Below are 15,850 nucleotides of genomic sequence, written 5' to 3'. Positions count from 1 at the left end.
TATCAGGGCGTGGCCGGTTCCCCGGCTTCTTCTGGCTTGGGTGCAGGCAGCGAGGAGAGCAGCGCCATGATCAATGCCGCCAGATAGGGCAAGGATTGCACAAGAAGCATGGCGACCCAGAACTTCTCATCCGCGCTTTCCAGCCCTTGAGCAAAGCAGATGCCGATTGCCGCGCCCCACAGCAGAAGCATCACGAACACTTCTTCACGGGCTTCAGCCAGAGCTACAAGAATGCCATGGTTGCTGGCCATTTTCGGTGTGCGGAAGAACGGGATGGTCTTGGTAAAGGCCCCGTACAACACAGCTTTGGCAATGGTGTGCGACAGTGCCAGACCTGCAATGGCAGCTTGGAAGGAACGTACCAAACTGACATCCATAGCTTTGCGATAGAGGAACAGAATTTTCCCGAGCTTAAAGAAGAACAGCGCCAGCGGCGGAACAGCGAAAATCAGCAGCGGCGGGTCGACCCGTTGCGGCACGATGATCATGGCCGCTGACCACAGCAATGCGCCTACGGTGAAGAATATGTTCAGGCCATCTGCAACCCACGGCAGCCAGCCTGCAATGAAGTGGTAGCGCTGGCCGCTTTTGAGTTGAGTGTCTTTACCGAGGAACAGGCTGCGGGCGTGGCCTTTCATGATCTGAATGGCGCCGTAGGCCCAGCGGAAGCGCTGTTTTTTGTAGTCGATAAAGGTGTCCGGCATCAGCCCTTTACCAAAACTTTGGTGGGCGTAAGCCGCGCTGTAGCCTTTTTCGAATACGCGAAGACCCAGTTCGGCATCTTCACAGATGGTCCAGTCAGCCCACTTCAGCTCATCCATCACTTTACGGCGGATCATGGTCATCGTGCCGTGCTGGATGATGGCGTCACGGTCGTTACGGGTCACCATGCCGATATGGAAGAAGCCTTTGTATTCGGCATAGCAGAGTTTCTTGAAGGTGCTCTCGTTGCCGTCACGGTAGTCCTGGGGGGATTGCACCACGGCAATTTTCGGATCGCTGAAGTGCGGCACCATGTGCTTGAGCCAGTTCTTGTCGACGCAGTAGTCGGAGTCGATCACTGCAACGACCTCGGCGTCTGGTGCGGTGAACGGCAGAATGTAGTTCAGCGCACCACCTTTGAAACCGTGTATCGGCGCTTTGTGGAAGAAACGGAAGCGCGGCCCTAGCTGTTCGCAATAAGCTTGCACAGGCTCCCACACGGCTGGGTCTTTGGTGTTGTTGTCGATGATGATGACTTCGTAGTCCGGGTAATCCAGAGCCGCGAGCGCATCCAGCGTCTGTTTCACCATCTCTGGCGGCTCGTTGTAGCAAGGCACGTGGATCGACACTTTCGGGCGATAGGCCTGGTCACTGACCACCGGTTGGAATGGCCTTCTGCGGGCGCGCACCCAAACGGTTTCGGCCAGCTCGTGGGCTTCAGTCAGCAGCACGATAAACACGCCCAGTGCGCCAATACCCAGCAGTACGCCCACCAGGGTACTGAACCAGTTGCTGTACTGCTGGCTGTAGTCGTAGCCAATCCATACCAGCGCGGTGCCGCCCGCAAACGCCACCAGGGTAAGGAAGGTGCGGCCACGCTGGCGCAGGGCGCTGCCGTCGATCAGCAGCAGAGTCAGGCTGAGCAGGGCCAGAACCACTGAGGCAATCGCCAGCAAACGCCACTGAGGAATAGCGACAATCGGGCCTTCCAAGGCAAATTTGGGTTGCCGGTCGAGGTTGTATACACCCCAGTACGCCCCGACTGAGCCCTCATCGCTGGCTTTCCACGGTTGGTCAAAAGCTTCAATGACAAAGTAGCTGTAGCCTTGGCTGTTCAGGCTGTTGACTAGCGTACGCAGGTAAATCGCCTGATCGGCCTGGGAGGCATCAGCACCGCCGCGCATACGCCCGTTGCTCGGCCAGCCCACTTCGGAGAGCAGCAGCTGTTTTTTCGGGAAGAGTTTCTTCAGGTCACGAGCGCGCTCCAGCACGAATTTTCCGGCGTCCTGCATGGGGATGAACTCCCAGTACGGCAGAATGTGCGCTGCAACCAGATCGGTGTGCTTGGCCAGCTGGGGGTATTTTTCCCAGATGTGCCACTGCTCGGAGGTGGTTACCGGCACTTTAACCGCTGCACGCACACGGTCGATGTAAGCGATCAGGTCGTCTACCGTGACTTCTTCACGGAACAGCGCTTCGTTGCCAACTACCACGCGCACTACGCTGCGGGAATGGTTGGCAATTTCGATCGCTTTGGTGATTTCCCGCTCGTTACGCTCCAAATCAGGGCTGATCCAGATGCCCAAGGTCACTCGCAGACCGAATTCTTCGGCCAGTTGCGGGACTCTCTCCAGTGCTCCATCCACCGAGTAGGTGCGGATGTTATTGGTGTGGGTGCTGAGCAGCTCCATGTCTTCACGGATCTGGTCGTCACTGGGGTAGGTGTCTTGCTGCGGGTTTTGTCCGGCGCGGAACGGCGAGTAGGAGAACCCAGATATCTGCTCCGGCCAATCGGGAGCGCTGACCGGACGGTTGTACAAGGCCCAAATGCCGATGAAAACAGCAGCAACGGCCAGGAAAACGATGAGATTGAGTCCAAACTTACGCGAAGGCATAGAGAGTAGGTCCAACGCTGGGGAGAGAAAAGCCAGGCTTCGGGTGGCGCATGCTACGCCGCCGTATCAGGGCTGTATAGCGGGTTAACGGGCACTTTTCTGGGACTTTTTCGCGAGCGGGAGGTTCCCACTTTTGTGCACGCCAGTCAGTCTTCTCGGCAGTGAGCGTGCGCTGCTTCGAACAAGGCTTGGGCCTGGCTTGCGGGCTCTCTATAATGCGCGCCGCCATTGGTGGCCAGAGTGAGGAAACACAATGCCTGTGGATGAACAACGCTTTGCCGGAATTGCCCGCTTGTACGGCAGACTCGGCGCTGAACGCCTGGCGGCTGCGCATGTGGCGGTGGTCGGCATTGGCGGCGTTGGGTCGTGGGCAGCCGAGGCGCTGGCCCGTTCCGGTGTTGGGGAGATTTCACTGTTTGATCTGGACGATGTCTGTGTAAGCAATACCAATCGTCAGCTGCATGCGCTTGAGGGCACAACTGGGCAGGCCAAGGTTGAGGTCATGGCCGCACGGATCAAAGCGATCAACCCAAACTGCGTGGTGCATGCAGTGGCTGACTTCGTCACGCGCGATACCATGGCGGACTACATCACCGAAGAGTTGGATGCGGTGATCGACTGCATCGACAGCGTTAACGCCAAAGCCGCGCTGATTTCATGGTGTAAGCGCCGCAAGATTCAGATCATCACCACTGGCGGTGCAGGAGGTCAGATCGACCCGACCCAGGTGCAGGTGGCTGATCTGAACAAGACCTGGAACGACCCGTTGGCCTCCAAAGTGAGGTCCACCCTGCGTCGTGATTATGGTTTTTCCCGAACGCCGGGGCGCAACTACAGTGTGCCGTGTGTGTTTTCCAATGAGCAGCTGCGTTATCCCAAGCCGGACGGCACGGTCTGTCAGTACAAGGCGTTTGTCGGTGACGGCGTCAAACTGGACTGCGCCGGTGGGTTTGGCGCGGTGATGATGGTGACGGCGACGTTTGGCATGGTCGCAGCAGCACGTATCGTCGACAAACTGGTGGCTGGTACGCGTCGGCCTTCAGAGCGCAAAGCAGCACAAAATCAGTAATACCGACTTCAATTGTGCAGGTGATGGGCGTGGTTGCCAGACTCACGGTTTAAAGCGCTGTCCTCAAACCGGGTTATTCAGGCAGTCTTCAGCTGGTCATTCATCCGCTGCAGCACTGCATTCAATCCATTGCTGCGTGAAGGCGACAGGTTTCGGCTCAGGCCCAGGTCATGAAACCACTGGGGGAGATCAAGCTGTTGCACGGCCTCAGCACTTAGGCCATTAACCCGGACCAGCAACAGGGCCAGCAGACCACGCAGTAAGCGTGCATCGCTGCTGGCGCGAAAGCTCAAGCCCGTACCTGAGCGATCTGCCACCAGCCATACCTGACTCTCACAGCCTTCGACCCGATTGGCAGCGCAGCGCTCTGCGTCAGTCAGTGGTTTCAGCTGTTCGCCCCATTGCATAAGAAGGCGCGCGCGCTGTTCCCAGCCAGAGCAGGCGGTGAAGGCGTCCAGCGCCTGTTGTGCGAGGGGCGGGAGGCTCATTGCAGAAGCTCCAGCGCTTGGTCCAGTGAGGTAAAGAAACGCTGCAGATCGCTACTGTCGTTATACAGGCCGAGCGATACGCGGATTGCACCATTGACGCCCAAGCTCTGGAGCAGCGGCATCGCGCAGTGGTGCCCAGCGCGCACGGCAATACCTTGTTCAGTCAGCAGGTGAGCGAGGTCGGCACTGTGTACGCCCTCTACCACAAAGCTGACCAGTGCCACTTCCGGCTGACCCAGCACCTTCACGCCCTGAACCTGTTGCAGACCGTTAAGCAGTTCGGCGTGCAGTTCTGCTTCATGTTGGGCTACTGCATTGGCATCCAGCCCGTTCAGATAATCCAGGCTAGCGCCCAAGGCGATAACGGAAGCAATCGCCGGTGTCCCGGCTTCAAAACCCAGAGGTGCGGGACGGAAATGGGCACTGTGGTAATCGGTGTTCAGTAGCATTTCGCCGCCGAATTGCCAGTGCTTGAGGCTATTCAGTGCTTGCGGACGGCCATAGAGCAGGCCTACGCCGTCCGGGCCATACAATTTGTGACTGGAGCAGACATAAAAGTCGCAGCCCAGTGCGGGCAGATCATGGCGGCCATGGACCACACCTTGCGCGCCGTCGACCACTGTCAGTGCACCTTGAGCCTTCGCCAGGGCCAGCAGTGGTTGGATCGGTTGCCAGGCACCGATGACGTTGGACAGTTGGCTCAGGGCAAGCAAGCGCGTGCGGGGCGTAATCAGCTGTGCAGCCTGTTTGAGATCAATCAGTCCAGTCTCAGTTAGTGGCAGTACAACCAGCTTGAGCTGATGGCGCAGGGCCAGCTGTTGCCAGGGCAGCAGGTTGGCGTGGTGTTCCACTGCACTGATGGCGATTTCATCACCGGCCTGAAATTGCGATTCCAGTCCGTAGGCCAGTAGGTTGAAGGCTTCCGTAGCGCTGCGGGTGAAGATGATTTGTTGTGCGTCAGCCACGTTAAACCACTGTGCAGCCTTCTCCCGAGTGGCTTCAAACGCCCGCGTCGCCCGTTCACCTGGCAGGTGTTGGGCGCGGTGAACATTTGCCGCACCGCTTGCGTAGTAGCCGAGCAAGGCGTCCAGCATTATCTGCGGCTTTTGCGCGGTGGCAGCGCTGTCCAGGTAGGTCTGACCTTCGTCGGCCAGATTGAGGATACCGGGGAAGTCGGCGCGCCAGGGGGAGGTTAATGGCATAGCTGTTCAGGTGTCACGCGGCTGGTTACTGAGAAAACGAAAAGGCCCGGATGCGGCACTTGATGTACGTTCCGGGCCTTAGGTGCTGCTAAGCAGCCACTCTATAGCAAATGCTTAGTTGTGGGCGTGCAATGCTTCGTTCAGCTCGATGGCCGACAGGTGAGTTTTGCACTCCACTGCGCCGTTTTGCGAGTTGCGACGGAACAGCAGGTCGTTCTGGCCGGCCAGCTCACGGGCTTTAACCACTTTCACCAGATTGTTTTCGCCGTCGAGTACAGCCACTTTGGTGCCCGCGGTGATGTACAGACCGGCTTCAACGGTGTTGCGGTCGCCCAGCGGGATACCGATACCGGCGTTCGCGCCGATCAGGCAGCCTTCGCCAACGGAAATTACAATGTTGCCGCCGCCAGACAGGGTGCCCATGGTTGAGCAACCGCCGCCCAGATCGGAGCCCTTGCCGACGAAGACGCCAGCCGACACACGGCCTTCGATCATGCCCGGACCTTCGGTGCCTGCGTTGAAGTTGACGAAGCCTTCGTGCATGACGGTGGTGCCTTCACCTACGTAAGCGCCCAGACGGATGCGCGAGCTGTCGGCGATACGCACGCCAGCCGGTACCACGTAGTCGGTCATTTTCGGGAACTTGTCTACCGAGAACACTTCCAGCAGCTCACCACGCAGGCGGGCTTCAAGTTGACGCTCAGCCAGTTCGGCCAGGTCGATCGCGCCCTGATTGGTCCAGGCAACGTTTGGCAGCAGCGGGAAGATGCCAGCCAAGCTCAGGCCGTGCGGTTTAACCAGACGGTGGGAGAGAAGGTGCAGCTTCAGGTACGCCTCAGGTGTGCTGGTCAGCGCAGCGTCTTCGGCAATAAAGGTGGCTACCAGCGGCTTCTGACTTTCGGCCAGGCGGGTCAGCAGAGCAGACTGAACGGCGTCGATGCTCTTCAGAGCTTCGGCCAGTTCGGCGGCCTTGTTGTTGCTCAGGGCGATGGCCTGGTTGCCACCTTCGTAGCCCAGAACTTGCGCTGCCTTTTCGGCCAGCTCGCTGGGCGGGTTGAGCATCGGCTGTGCATAGAAAACTTCCAGCCAGTTGTTTTGACGGTTCTGGGTGCCAACACCGAAGGCCAAACTGTAAAGGGTAGTGCTCATATTTTTTTCCTTGCCGCAAATTCGTGTGTGCCGACTGGATCAGGCCAGTTCGGCGGCATAGCGGTCAGCCTTGAAGCCAACCAGTGTCTTGTTGCCGATATCCAGCACCGGGCGTTTAATCATCGACGGTTGAGCGAGCATCAGCTCGATCGCTTTGTGCTGGTTCAGATCGCTTTTCTGCGCATCATCCAGCTTGCGGAACGTGGTGCCGGCACGGTTCAGGATGGTTTCCCAGCCATGCTCGTTGCACCACTTCTCCAGATTCCCACGGTCAATACCGCTGACTTTGTAATCGTGAAATGTGAACTGCTTGCCATGTTCTTCCAGCCAGGTACGGGCTTTTTTCATGGTGTCGCAGGCTTTGATTCCATACAGAACGTAACTCATTGGGCTTTCCATGGTCATAACGCCCCAATGTCGGGCGCGATTTTCTGCAAATTCTGACCGGCCATTATGCCATGCCGGAGACGCAAACGTACCGGGGCAAGACTATCCGGCGCAGATGACAATCATTGAACGACAAGAACGTTCGCCTTCGGGCCATGCAGGTTCTAGACTGACAACTCCTGCCTTGAGGTTCCATCATGCAATTGCTTTACACCATTCTGATCATGCTATTGGTGGTCAGTGGTACCCGAATTACCGCCCAGTTCATTCCTGTTCCTCTGCCTCTGCTGCAAATTCTGATCGGCGCGCTGCTTGCAGTGCCTGCGCTGGGGTTGCATGTGCGGATGGAGCCGGAGCTATTTCTGTTGCTGTTTATCCCGCCGCTGCTGTTTGTGGACGGCTGGCGGATGCCCAAAGGGCAGTTTCGCGAGTTGCGTACGCCTATTTTGGTGCTGGCTTTTGCGCTGGTGTTTTTCACCATTGTTGGTGCGGGTTATTTCATTCACTGGCTGTTGCCACAGGTGCCGCTGGCAGCATGCTTTGCACTGGCGGCCGTACTCTCGCCGACCGATGCGGTGGCAGTTTCGGCGATTACCCACGGCCGGTTACCGGGCACCCTGAATAACCTGCTGCAGGGGGAGGCGCTGATGAATGATGCCTCTGGTCTGGTGGCGTTCAAGTTTGCTGTGGCGGCCACTCTGACCGGGGTCTTCTCGCTGGTGGATGCAGGTTTCCAATTCGTATTGGTGGCGGTCGGCGGGGTATTGGTCGGGGTGGTGCTGAGCTATCTGTTCGGGCGTTTGCGCGCGTGGATGATTGCTCGCGGTTGGGAAGATCCGGCTCCGCATGTGTTGATGCTGTTGCTGCTGCCTTTTGCAGCCTATGTGGTCGCCGAGCATTTAGGGTTGTCCGGGATTCTCTCGGCGGTTGCGGCCGGGATGATGCAGAGTCGTTTGGATCTGCTGCCTAAGCAAACCACCACGCGTCTGCTCAACCGCAGTGTCTGGACGTTGCTGGAGTTCACCTTCAACGGTTTGATCTTTCTGTTGCTGGGCTTGCAACTGCCGGACATTGTCACCGCGGCGTTCAACGGGCATCAGGGCGAATGGAGCTTTATCGGCTGGGCTCTTACCTGTGTGCTGAGTGTCTATGTTGTGTTGATGGCCCTGCGCTTTGTCTGGGTTTATGTGTACTGGCGGATTTCAGGCAGTTTGCGGCGCTGGCGGGGCAAGAAGACCCGCTTTGCCGGGCAGTCGCGCATTGCGTTGTCTGCGATGATCACCTTCGGCGGAGTGCGTGGAGCCGTGACGTTGGCGGGGGTGATGTCGCTGCCGTTGTTGCTGAACAACGGTCAAAACTTCCCTGAGCGGGATCTGCTGATTTTGATCGCCGCTGGTGTCATTCTGGTATCTCTGCTGGTTGCCAGTGCTGCTTTGCCGAAAATTCTGCCGCTGTTGCCGGCGGATAATGCCGAGTTGCGTGAGCGTGAGTTAAACCGACATCGTTCGCAGGTTCTGGAGTCCGCCATTCGTTGTCTGGAGGCCGATGACGAGCGTGCCACCGATGCCCACACGGCGGTGGCCACAGCTGAAGTTAAAGCTAAGTTGATGAGTGAATACCGCGAGTTGTTGGCGCGTACCCAAGATGCCAGTGATGAGGCGGGTGAGCAGCATGCAGTGGCGGCGCAGTTGGAGCATCGCCTGCGTCTGGATGCCTTGCGTACTCAGCGTCAGGAGCTTTATCGCATGCGTCGGGAGAATCAGCTGGACGACGATATGCTGATGGAGATTCTGCGCGATCTCGATATTGCCGAGGCGCGCCTGCACAAGGTGTGAGGCTGAGCCCGTGCAGGCGCGACGCTTGCACGGGCTTTTAATCAGCGGGCGCGAATAAAACGGGCGATCCGCTCAGCCGCTTCAACGCATTCCGCCAGCGGAGCAACCAGCGCCATGCGTACACGGCCGGCACCAGGGTTGGTGCCATTCACTTCGCGGGACAGGTAGGAGCCCGGCACCACCGTTACGTGTTCTTGGGCAAAGAGCTCGCGGGTAAAGGTTTCATCGTCTGTAGGCGTCTTCGCCCACAGGTAGAAACCACCGTCAGGGCGTTTGACGTCCATCACCCCTTCAAGAATGGCCAGCACGGCATCGAATTTTTCACGGTACATGTCGCGGTTGGCTTTGACATGGGCTTCATCTTGCCAGGCTGCTACGCTGGCCAGCTGAGTTTGCACCGGCATGGCGCAGCCGTGGTAGGTGCGGTACAGCAGGAAGGCCTTGAGGATTTCTGCATCACCGGCCACAAAACCGGAGCGCAGCCCTGGCAGGTTGGAGCGTTTGGATAGGCTGTGGAAGACCACGCAGCGTTTGAAGTCGCTGCGGCCCAGCTCCGCGCAGGCAGTCAGCAGGCCGGCAGGCGGGTTTTCTTCATCGAAATACAGCTCGCTGTAGCACTCATCCGCGGCGATAACGAAGTCGAACTTGTCTGCCAGAGCGATCAGCTTTTTCAGTGTCTCAACCGGAATTAGCGCGCCTGTTGGGTTGCCCGGTGAACATAGGAAGAGAATCTGACAACGCTGCCAGATGTCATCGCTGACTGCGTCAAAATCCGGGTTAAAGCCATGTGCTTCGAGGCACGGCAGGTAATGCGGCTCAGCGCCGGCGAGAAACGCGGCACCCTCATAGATCTGATAGAACGGATTAGGGCTGACCACCAGACCTGGTGCCTGGCCCGGTTCGCTGCGTTTAACCACTGCTTGGGTAAAGGCAAACAGCGCTTCACGGGTGCCGTTTACCGGCAGGATGTGGCGTGTCGGATCAACTGCGCCGGCAGTCAGGCCGAAACGGCGGCAAGCCCAGGCAGCCATGGCTTCACGCAGCGCCGGAATGCCCAAAGTGGTTGGGTACACCGAGAGTTGGCTGAGGTTGTTGCTCAGCGCTTCGGCAACAAATGCAGGGGCCGGGTGCTTGGGCTCGCCAATGGAGAGGGCGATTGGGTTTTTATGAGCCGGTGGCTGCACGCTACCGAGCAGGGCGCGAAGTTTCTCAAACGGGTAAGGCTGCAGCTGATTTAACGCGTTGTTCATTACAGGTTCCTGAAGGTTCCAGCCACCGGCGTTGGGGGCCGGTGGCTCAGTCTTGGGCAGGGTTAAATGCGAATGCTGGTCGGATGGGCGTCGCAGGTGTCGGACAATTGCTCGGTCACGGTTTCCTGCAGGCGCTGGCACAGCTCCGGGTCAGACAGTGGCTGGTTGTTGGCGTCGGTGATGAAGAACACGTCCTCTACGCGCTCGCCCAGCGTGGCAATTTTGGCGTTCTGAACGGATAGGTCGAAATCCAGAAAGATGCGCCCGATTCTGGCCAGCAGGCCTGGGCGATCAGGTGCCGTGACCTCCAAAATGGTGACTGGGCGGTGTGCATCGTTGTGGATGGTGACTTCCGGGGCAAAAGCAAAATGTTTAAGTTGGCGCGGGACTCGGCGCTGGATGATGCTCGGGTATTCGTCGGGGTTCTTCAGTGCGTCAATCAGGCTCTGACGGATCTGCTCACGGCGTTCCGGGTTATTGCTGATTGAGCCGCCTTCTGCGTCCAGCACGATGTAGGTATCGAGGGTGAACTGGCTGGTAGAGGTCAGAATTCGAGCATCGTGAATGTTCAGGTTCAGCTGGGCCATGGCCGCCACGGTTACGGCGAAGAAGTCGTGCTGATCCTGGGCGTAGATGAAAATCTGAGTGCCGCCTTCAAATTCTCGCTCGCTGGGTTCTTTGACCAGAACCAGTGGATCACTGTTGTTGCCATGGTTAAGGATGGCTTGGCTGTGCCAAGCCACATCACTGGCGCTGTGGCGCAGAAAGTAGTCGTCACCCAGTTGCGACCAGAGCTGCTCGGTTTCATCGGTATCGACGTCTTGGCTTATTAGAATGTCCAGTGCGGCATTTTGGGTCAGGCGAATCTGCTCTTCACGGTCCAGTGGGTTTTCCAGGCCGCGGCGTAGTGCGCGCTTGGTTTCGCTGTAAAGCTGGCGCAGCAGGCTGGCGCGCCAGGAGTTCCACAGGCTGGGGTTGGTGGCGTTGATGTCGGCCACAGTCAGTACGTAGAGGTAGTCAAGGCGGGTCTGATCGCCCACCAGACGGGCGAAGTCGAAAATTACCTGTGGATCGGACAGATCCTTACGCTGTGCGGTCGTAGACATCACCAAGTGATGCTGAACCAACCAGACAATCAGTTTGGAGTCCCATACCGGCAGGTGATGGCGTTTGCAGAAGGCTTCGGCATCCACTGCGCCGACCTCAGAGTGGTCACCGCCACGGCCTTTGCCGATGTCGTGATACAGGCCTGCGATATAGATCAGTTCCGGTTTCGGCAGCTCGTCAATCAGCTTGCTGGCCAGCGGGAACTTCTCAGCCAATTCCGGCCATTTGAATTTGCGCAGGTGTTTGATCAGGTTCAGCGTGTGAGCGTCCACGGTGTAGATGTGGAACAAGTCGTGCTGCATTTGCCCGACGATATGTCCGAACTCCGGTAAATACAGGCCCAGAATACCGTAGCGGTTCATCCTGCGCAGATTGCGGTGGATGCCCTGCGGGCTTTTGAAAAGCTCAATGAATAGACTGGTATTGCGCAGGTCGCGGCGGAAATCCTCGTCAATCAGATGGCGATGGTCGCGCAGCAGGCGGATGCTATCGGCCGCCATGCCTTTGGCATCCGGGGTCTGTGCCATCAGTACAAAGGCTTCGAGAATCGCAAACGGGGTGCGCTTGAAGACGCTTGGGTTGGTGACCTCGATGTAACCGTTACGCAGTTGGAACCGGCTGTTGATCGGTGTTATTGGAGCATCATGGTCTGGGCGCAGAATAGCTTCTTCGAAGTGCTGGGTGATCAGCTCGCTCAGCTCGGCAATGCCCATCACCACGCGGTAGTACTTCTGCATAAAGCGCTCGATGCTGCGCTTTTGATCAGCCTCATCAAAGCCGAGCAGTTTTGCCACTGCGCTCTGATGGTCGAACAGTAAGCGGTCTTCAGCGCGCCCGGCGAGCATGTGCAGGGCATAGCGAACCTTCCAGAGGAATTCCTTGCTGGCCGCCAGCAGCTGGTATTCGTTCTGCAGAAGGAAGCCCTGACCTACCATGGCGTGCAGGTTGAGGGTTCCGAAATGCCGGCGGGCAACCCAGAGGATGGTCTGGATGTCCCGTAAACCACCAGGAGAGCCTTTAACGTTGGGCTCCAGGTTGTATTCGGTGTCGTTGTACTTGCGGTGCCTGGCACGTTGCTCGTCGCGTTTGGCTTGATAGAACTGCTGGCTGGGCCACATCACCTGACTGCTGGTTACAGATTGCATGCGCTGGCGCAGCTCTTCAGGGCCGGTGATGGTCCGGCTTTCCATCAGGTTGGTGACAACGGTCAGATCATTGCGGGCTTCTTCGGCGCATTCAGCAACAGAACGGACGCTTTGCCCGACTTCCAGGCCGATATCCCAGAGAAACGTAAGAAATTGTTCAATCGGTTCACGGAAAGTTTCGTGGTCGTTGCTGTCCAGAAGAATCAGCAGGTCAATGTCGGAGTAGGGGTGAAGCTCGCCGCGGCCGTAGCCACCTACAGCCAGCAGGGCAATCTGAGCGCCTTTGTTCCAGTCAAACCTGTGCCAGGCTTCCGTCAGGATCTGATCGACAAACCAAGCTCGGTCTTCAATCAAACGACGTATGTCACGGCCTGATTTAAAGCGTTCGTCCAGGGTTTCTCGCGCGTGTCGGATGGCTTTTTTGAAGGCTGCTATAGGGCTGCTTTTAAGGGCGAGTTCTGCCTGGAACTGGCCCCGGTCGAACAACTCTTGATCTACCTGCGGCATGGCCGTTTTCCTTCTATAAACAAGTCCGGCCATCGGGTGGGCTCAGAAGGAGGTGGCCCGCCTGGGCTGCATATAAAGGTTAAGCCTGAAGCTTCACCTTTATATGCGTCAGACCAGGGCATGTCTCACAACAGCTGGTTTTGCGATGAGCCGGTACAGCCCCAGAGGGTCAGGCTGAAGTGCGTGAAATGGTGTCGTCACTGCGCAGCGTAAAGATTTCATAGCCGTCAGCGGTTACCAAAATGGTGTGTTCCCACTGGGCCGAAAGCTTGCGGTCTTTGGTGATGGCGGTCCAGCCGTCGCCGAGCAAGCGGGTTTCCGGGCGGCCCTGGTTGAGCATGGGCTCGATGGTGAAAGTCATGCCTTCTTTCAATTCAAGGCCAGTGCCAGAGCGGCCGTAGTGCAGAACCTGCGGCTCTTCGTGGAATACTGCGCCGATGCCGTGGCCGCAGTATTCGCGAACAACGGAAAAGCCGTTCTTCTCAGCATGCTTCTGAATTACTTCACCAATGTCACCCAGGCGTGCGCCAGGTTTAACCAGCTGGATACCTTTATACAGACATTCCTGAGTGATCTGGCTGAGGCGCTGAGCCCACTCAGGCGCATTGCCCACCATGAACATTTTGCTGGTGTCGCCGTGGTAGCCGTCTTTAATAACGGTGATGTCGATATTGACGATATCGCCATCCTTTAGCGGCTTGTCATTAGGAATGCCGTGGCACACTACGTGGTTAATCGAGGTGCAGATCGACTTCGGGAAACCTTTGTAGTTGAGAGGGGCGGGGATGGCTTTCTGCACATTGACGATATGGTCGTGGCAGATGCGATCAAGCTCTTCAGTGGTCACGCCGGGCTTGACGTGTTCGCCAATCATTTCCAGAACTTCGGCGGCCAGGCGACCGGCTACGCGCATTTTCTCAATTTCGTCTGGGGTTTTGATTGTGACGGTCATATTAGCTCTCGGGTACAGTCATAAAGGTTGCTATCTTAGCAGCTTCATGGCTGAGCCATAAGCGGCAGACAAGCGGGAAGGTTTTTTACAGTGCAGTCGGGTAGCTAGTGCCTGACTTTTATGGTATAAAACGCGCCGCTTTGACGGGCTCAGTGCCCGCAAGCATTAACCCACACACGTATCGACACGGTTTCCTGGGTGCCCTGATGAGTAATTGTCGGGTTGGAAATCGGGATGCGTGGAGGCCTAACCCGACTTATTTAAGGAACTATCATGTCCCAAGTCACTATGCGCGATATGCTGAAGGCCGGTGTGCACTTCGGCCACCAGACCCGTTACTGGAACCCGAAAATGGGCAAATACATTTTCGGTGCGCGCAACAAGATCCACATCATCAACCTTGAGCAAACTCTGCCGATGTTCAACGAAGCTCTGGCTTTCGTTGAGAAGCTGGCTGCTGGCAAGAACAAGATCCTGTTCGTTGGCACCAAGCGTTCCGCTGGCAAGATCGTTGCTGAAGAAGCTGCACGTTGCGGTTCCCCGTACGTTGATCACCGCTGGTTGGGCGGCATGCTGACCAACTACAAAACCATCCGTGCTTCCATCAAGCGTCTGCGTGATCTGGAGACTCAGTCTCAGGACGGCACATTCGCTAAGCTGACCAAGAAAGAAGCTCTGATGCGCAGCCGTGATCTGGAAAAACTGGATCGCAGCCTGGGCGGTATCAAAGATATGGGCGGCCTGCCTGATGCTCTGTTCGTGATCGACGTTGATCACGAGCGCATTGCGATCACTGAAGCCAACAAGCTGGGCATTCCGGTAATCGGCGTTGTCGATACCAACAGCAGCCCAGAAGGTGTTGACTACGTTATCCCAGGTAACGATGACGCCATCCGTGCTATCCAGCTGTACATGGGTGCAATGGCTGACGCTGTTATCCGTGGCCGTGGTAATGCAGGTGTTGCTGCTGAAGAGTTCGTTGAGCAGGCACCGGCTGCTGAAGCCGCTGAAGGCTAAGCAGAGCGCTTTATAGCGTTGCCTGGTGCGCAAAAAGGGGGCTTGGCCCCCTTTTTGCCACCTTGAAAACACTGCTGACGTGTAGTTGCAATTTTTATCTGACATTGTCAGCAGTGGTATGGAATTGAGCGCCCGTCATACGGGTGGAATGGTTAAACAACCTATCCAGAGGATTTTGAAATGGCAGAAATTACTGCAGCGTTGGTTAAAGAACTGCGTGAGCGTACCGGCGAAGGCATGATGGATTGCAAAAAGGCCCTGACCAAGGCTGGCGGCGACATCGAGAAAGCCATTGACGATATGCGTGCTTCCGGCGCGATCAAGGCCGCCAAAAAGGCAGGCAATGTTGCTGCTGAAGGCGCTATCGGCATCAAGGAAGACGGTAAGACTGCCGTTATCATCGAAGTCAACTCTCAGACTGACTTCCTGGCTCTGCAAGACGATTTCAAAAACTTCGTGTCTGCCAGCATCGACAAAGCGTTTGCTGACGGCATCACCGAAGTTGATGCGCTGATTGCAGCTCAGGAAGAAGCTCGTCTGGCTCTGGTTGCTAAGACTGGTGAAAACGTCAACATCCGTCGTCTGGCCCGCATTGAGGGTGACGTTCTGGGGTCCTACCTGCACGGCAACAAAATTGGTGTAGTGGTTGTCCTGAAAGGCGGTAACGCTGATCTGGCCAAAGACATCGCCATGCACGTAGCTGCCAGCAACCCTGAGTTCCTGCTGCCTTCCGAAGTTTCCGCTGAAGCAATCGAGCGCGAAAAAGGCGTCTTCCTGAGCCTCAACGAAGACAAGATGAAGGGCAAGCCAGCTGAAATCGTTGAGAAGATGATCGCTGGTCGTATCACCAAGTTCCTGGCCGAAGCCAGCCTGGTTGAGCAGCCTTTCGTTAAGAACCCAGATGTGACTGTTGGCACTCTGGCTAAGCAGGGCGGCGCTGAAATCGTTTCCTTCACCTACTTCAAAGTAGGCGAGGGCATCGAGAAGCCGGTTGATAACTTCGCTGAAGAAGTTGCTGCACAAGTAGCGGCTGCCAGCAAGCAGTAAGATAGCTTAGGCTATTGCCCCGAAGAGGCTGCCCGCTCACGCGCGCGGCCTCTTTGTCAAAACAGGGGTAAAGTTTTGGGTGAAGGTTAATAAACCCT

Annotated in this window: 12 protein-coding genes; 4 read left to right on the top strand and 8 right to left on the bottom strand. The window is 57.0% G+C overall.

Features of this window, described 5'->3' with window-relative positions; all coding sequences use genetic code 11:
• Window positions 1–2: 2 nt before the first annotated feature.
• A complete protein-coding gene (locus tag AO726_RS03005; RefSeq protein ID WP_058066562.1) occupies window positions 3–2,597 on the bottom strand; it encodes a glycosyltransferase in 2,595 nt (864 codons plus the stop codon).
• A 253-nt stretch (window positions 2,598–2,850) separates the two neighbouring features.
• Between AO726_RS03005 and tcdA the strand changes: the two genes are divergently transcribed.
• Window positions 2,851–3,666, top strand: coding sequence for a tRNA cyclic N6-threonylcarbamoyladenosine(37) synthase TcdA (gene tcdA, locus AO726_RS03000; RefSeq protein WP_058066561.1), 816 nt, complete (start codon window positions 2,851–2,853; stop codon window positions 3,664–3,666).
• Between the two features lie 77 nt (window positions 3,667–3,743).
• On the opposite strand, the gene AO726_RS02995 is transcribed toward tcdA, so the two are convergent.
• The 4 genes from AO726_RS02995 to AO726_RS02980 form a co-directional block, all read right to left on the bottom strand.
• On the bottom strand, window positions 3,744–4,154 hold the full coding sequence (locus tag AO726_RS02995) for a SufE family protein (RefSeq protein WP_058066560.1): 411 nt from the start codon (window positions 4,152–4,154) through the stop codon (window positions 3,744–3,746).
• Window positions 4,151–5,356 carry an aminotransferase class V-fold PLP-dependent enzyme gene (locus AO726_RS02990; RefSeq protein WP_058066559.1) on the bottom strand — a complete coding sequence of 402 codons (1,206 nt, stop codon included), beginning with the start codon at window positions 5,354–5,356 and terminating at the stop codon, window positions 4,151–4,153. Before AO726_RS02990 ends, AO726_RS02995 begins: the two co-directional genes overlap by 4 nt.
• 114 nt (window positions 5,357–5,470) lie before the next feature.
• On the bottom strand, window positions 5,471–6,505 hold the full coding sequence (dapD, locus tag AO726_RS02985; RefSeq protein WP_058066558.1) for a 2,3,4,5-tetrahydropyridine-2,6-dicarboxylate N-succinyltransferase: 1,035 nt from the start codon (window positions 6,503–6,505) through the stop codon (window positions 5,471–5,473).
• A gap of 39 nt (window positions 6,506–6,544) precedes the next feature.
• Entirely contained in the window at window positions 6,545–6,892 is a 348-nt protein-coding gene (locus AO726_RS02980; protein WP_058066557.1) for an ArsC family reductase, read from the bottom strand.
• 197 nt (window positions 6,893–7,089) lie between these two features.
• On the opposite strand from AO726_RS02980, the gene AO726_RS02975 reads away from it, so the two are divergent.
• Entirely contained in the window at window positions 7,090–8,727 is a 1,638-nt protein-coding gene (locus tag AO726_RS02975) for a Na+/H+ antiporter (RefSeq protein ID WP_058066556.1), read from the top strand.
• Between the two features lie 41 nt (window positions 8,728–8,768).
• Here AO726_RS02975 and dapC read toward each other — a convergent pair whose 3' ends face one another.
• The 3 genes from dapC to map all read right to left on the bottom strand — a co-directional run bounded on the left by dapC (window position 8,769) and on the right by map (window position 13,688).
• Window positions 8,769–9,977 (bottom strand): succinyldiaminopimelate transaminase, encoded by a 1,209-nt coding sequence (gene dapC / locus AO726_RS02970; RefSeq protein WP_058066555.1) that lies wholly within the window; start codon window positions 9,975–9,977, stop codon window positions 8,769–8,771.
• Between the two features lie 62 nt (window positions 9,978–10,039).
• Window positions 10,040–12,736 carry a [protein-PII] uridylyltransferase gene (locus tag AO726_RS02965; protein WP_058066554.1) on the bottom strand — a complete coding sequence of 899 codons (2,697 nt, stop codon included), beginning with the start codon at window positions 12,734–12,736 and terminating at the stop codon, window positions 10,040–10,042.
• 169 nt (window positions 12,737–12,905) lie between these two features.
• Window positions 12,906–13,688, bottom strand: a complete 783-nt coding sequence (gene map, locus AO726_RS02960) for a type I methionyl aminopeptidase (RefSeq protein ID WP_058066553.1) — start codon at window positions 13,686–13,688, stop codon at window positions 12,906–12,908.
• Between the two features lie 273 nt (window positions 13,689–13,961).
• On the opposite strand from map, the gene rpsB reads away from it, so the two are divergent.
• Both rpsB and tsf read left to right on the top strand, forming a co-directional pair.
• A complete protein-coding gene (gene rpsB, locus AO726_RS02955) occupies window positions 13,962–14,705 on the top strand; it encodes a 30S ribosomal protein S2 (RefSeq protein ID WP_058066552.1) in 744 nt (247 codons plus the stop codon).
• Between the two features lie 180 nt (window positions 14,706–14,885).
• Entirely contained in the window at window positions 14,886–15,752 is an 867-nt protein-coding gene (tsf, locus tag AO726_RS02950) for a translation elongation factor Ts (protein WP_058066551.1), read from the top strand.
• Window positions 15,753–15,850 lie beyond the last annotated feature (98 nt).

Origin of the sequence: Pseudomonas sp. TTU2014-080ASC (genome assembly GCF_001446935.1) — a bacterium.
Lineage (GTDB): Bacteria > Pseudomonadota > Gammaproteobacteria > Pseudomonadales > Pseudomonadaceae > Aquipseudomonas.
This window is presented reverse-complemented; position numbering and strand designations above follow the sequence as displayed.

Bases quoted from the DNA above. Each gene is read 5' to 3' on its own strand.
- tsf (WP_058066551.1), top strand. From the start codon at position 14,886: ATGGCAGAAATTACTGCAGCGTTGGTTAAAGAACTGCGTGAGCGTACC.
- AO726_RS02980 (WP_058066557.1), bottom strand. From the start codon at position 6,892: ATGAGTTACGTTCTGTATGGAATCAAAGCCTGCGACACCATGAAAAAA.
- AO726_RS02990 (WP_058066559.1), bottom strand. From the start codon at position 5,356: ATGCCATTAACCTCCCCCTGGCGCGCCGACTTCCCCGGTATCCTCAAT.
- AO726_RS02995 (WP_058066560.1), bottom strand. From the start codon at position 4,154: ATGAGCCTCCCGCCCCTCGCACAACAGGCGCTGGACGCCTTCACCGCC.
- tcdA (WP_058066561.1), top strand. From the start codon at position 2,851: ATGCCTGTGGATGAACAACGCTTTGCCGGAATTGCCCGCTTGTACGGC.
- AO726_RS02965 (WP_058066554.1), bottom strand. From the start codon at position 12,736: ATGCCGCAGGTAGATCAAGAGTTGTTCGACCGGGGCCAGTTCCAGGCA.
- AO726_RS02975 (WP_058066556.1), top strand. From the start codon at position 7,090: ATGCAATTGCTTTACACCATTCTGATCATGCTATTGGTGGTCAGTGGT.
- AO726_RS03005 (WP_058066562.1), bottom strand. From the start codon at position 2,597: ATGCCTTCGCGTAAGTTTGGACTCAATCTCATCGTTTTCCTGGCCGTT.
- rpsB (WP_058066552.1), top strand. From the start codon at position 13,962: ATGTCCCAAGTCACTATGCGCGATATGCTGAAGGCCGGTGTGCACTTC.
- dapD (WP_058066558.1), bottom strand. From the start codon at position 6,505: ATGAGCACTACCCTTTACAGTTTGGCCTTCGGTGTTGGCACCCAGAAC.
- map (WP_058066553.1), bottom strand. From the start codon at position 13,688: ATGACCGTCACAATCAAAACCCCAGACGAAATTGAGAAAATGCGCGTA.
- dapC (WP_058066555.1), bottom strand. From the start codon at position 9,977: ATGAACAACGCGTTAAATCAGCTGCAGCCTTACCCGTTTGAGAAACTT.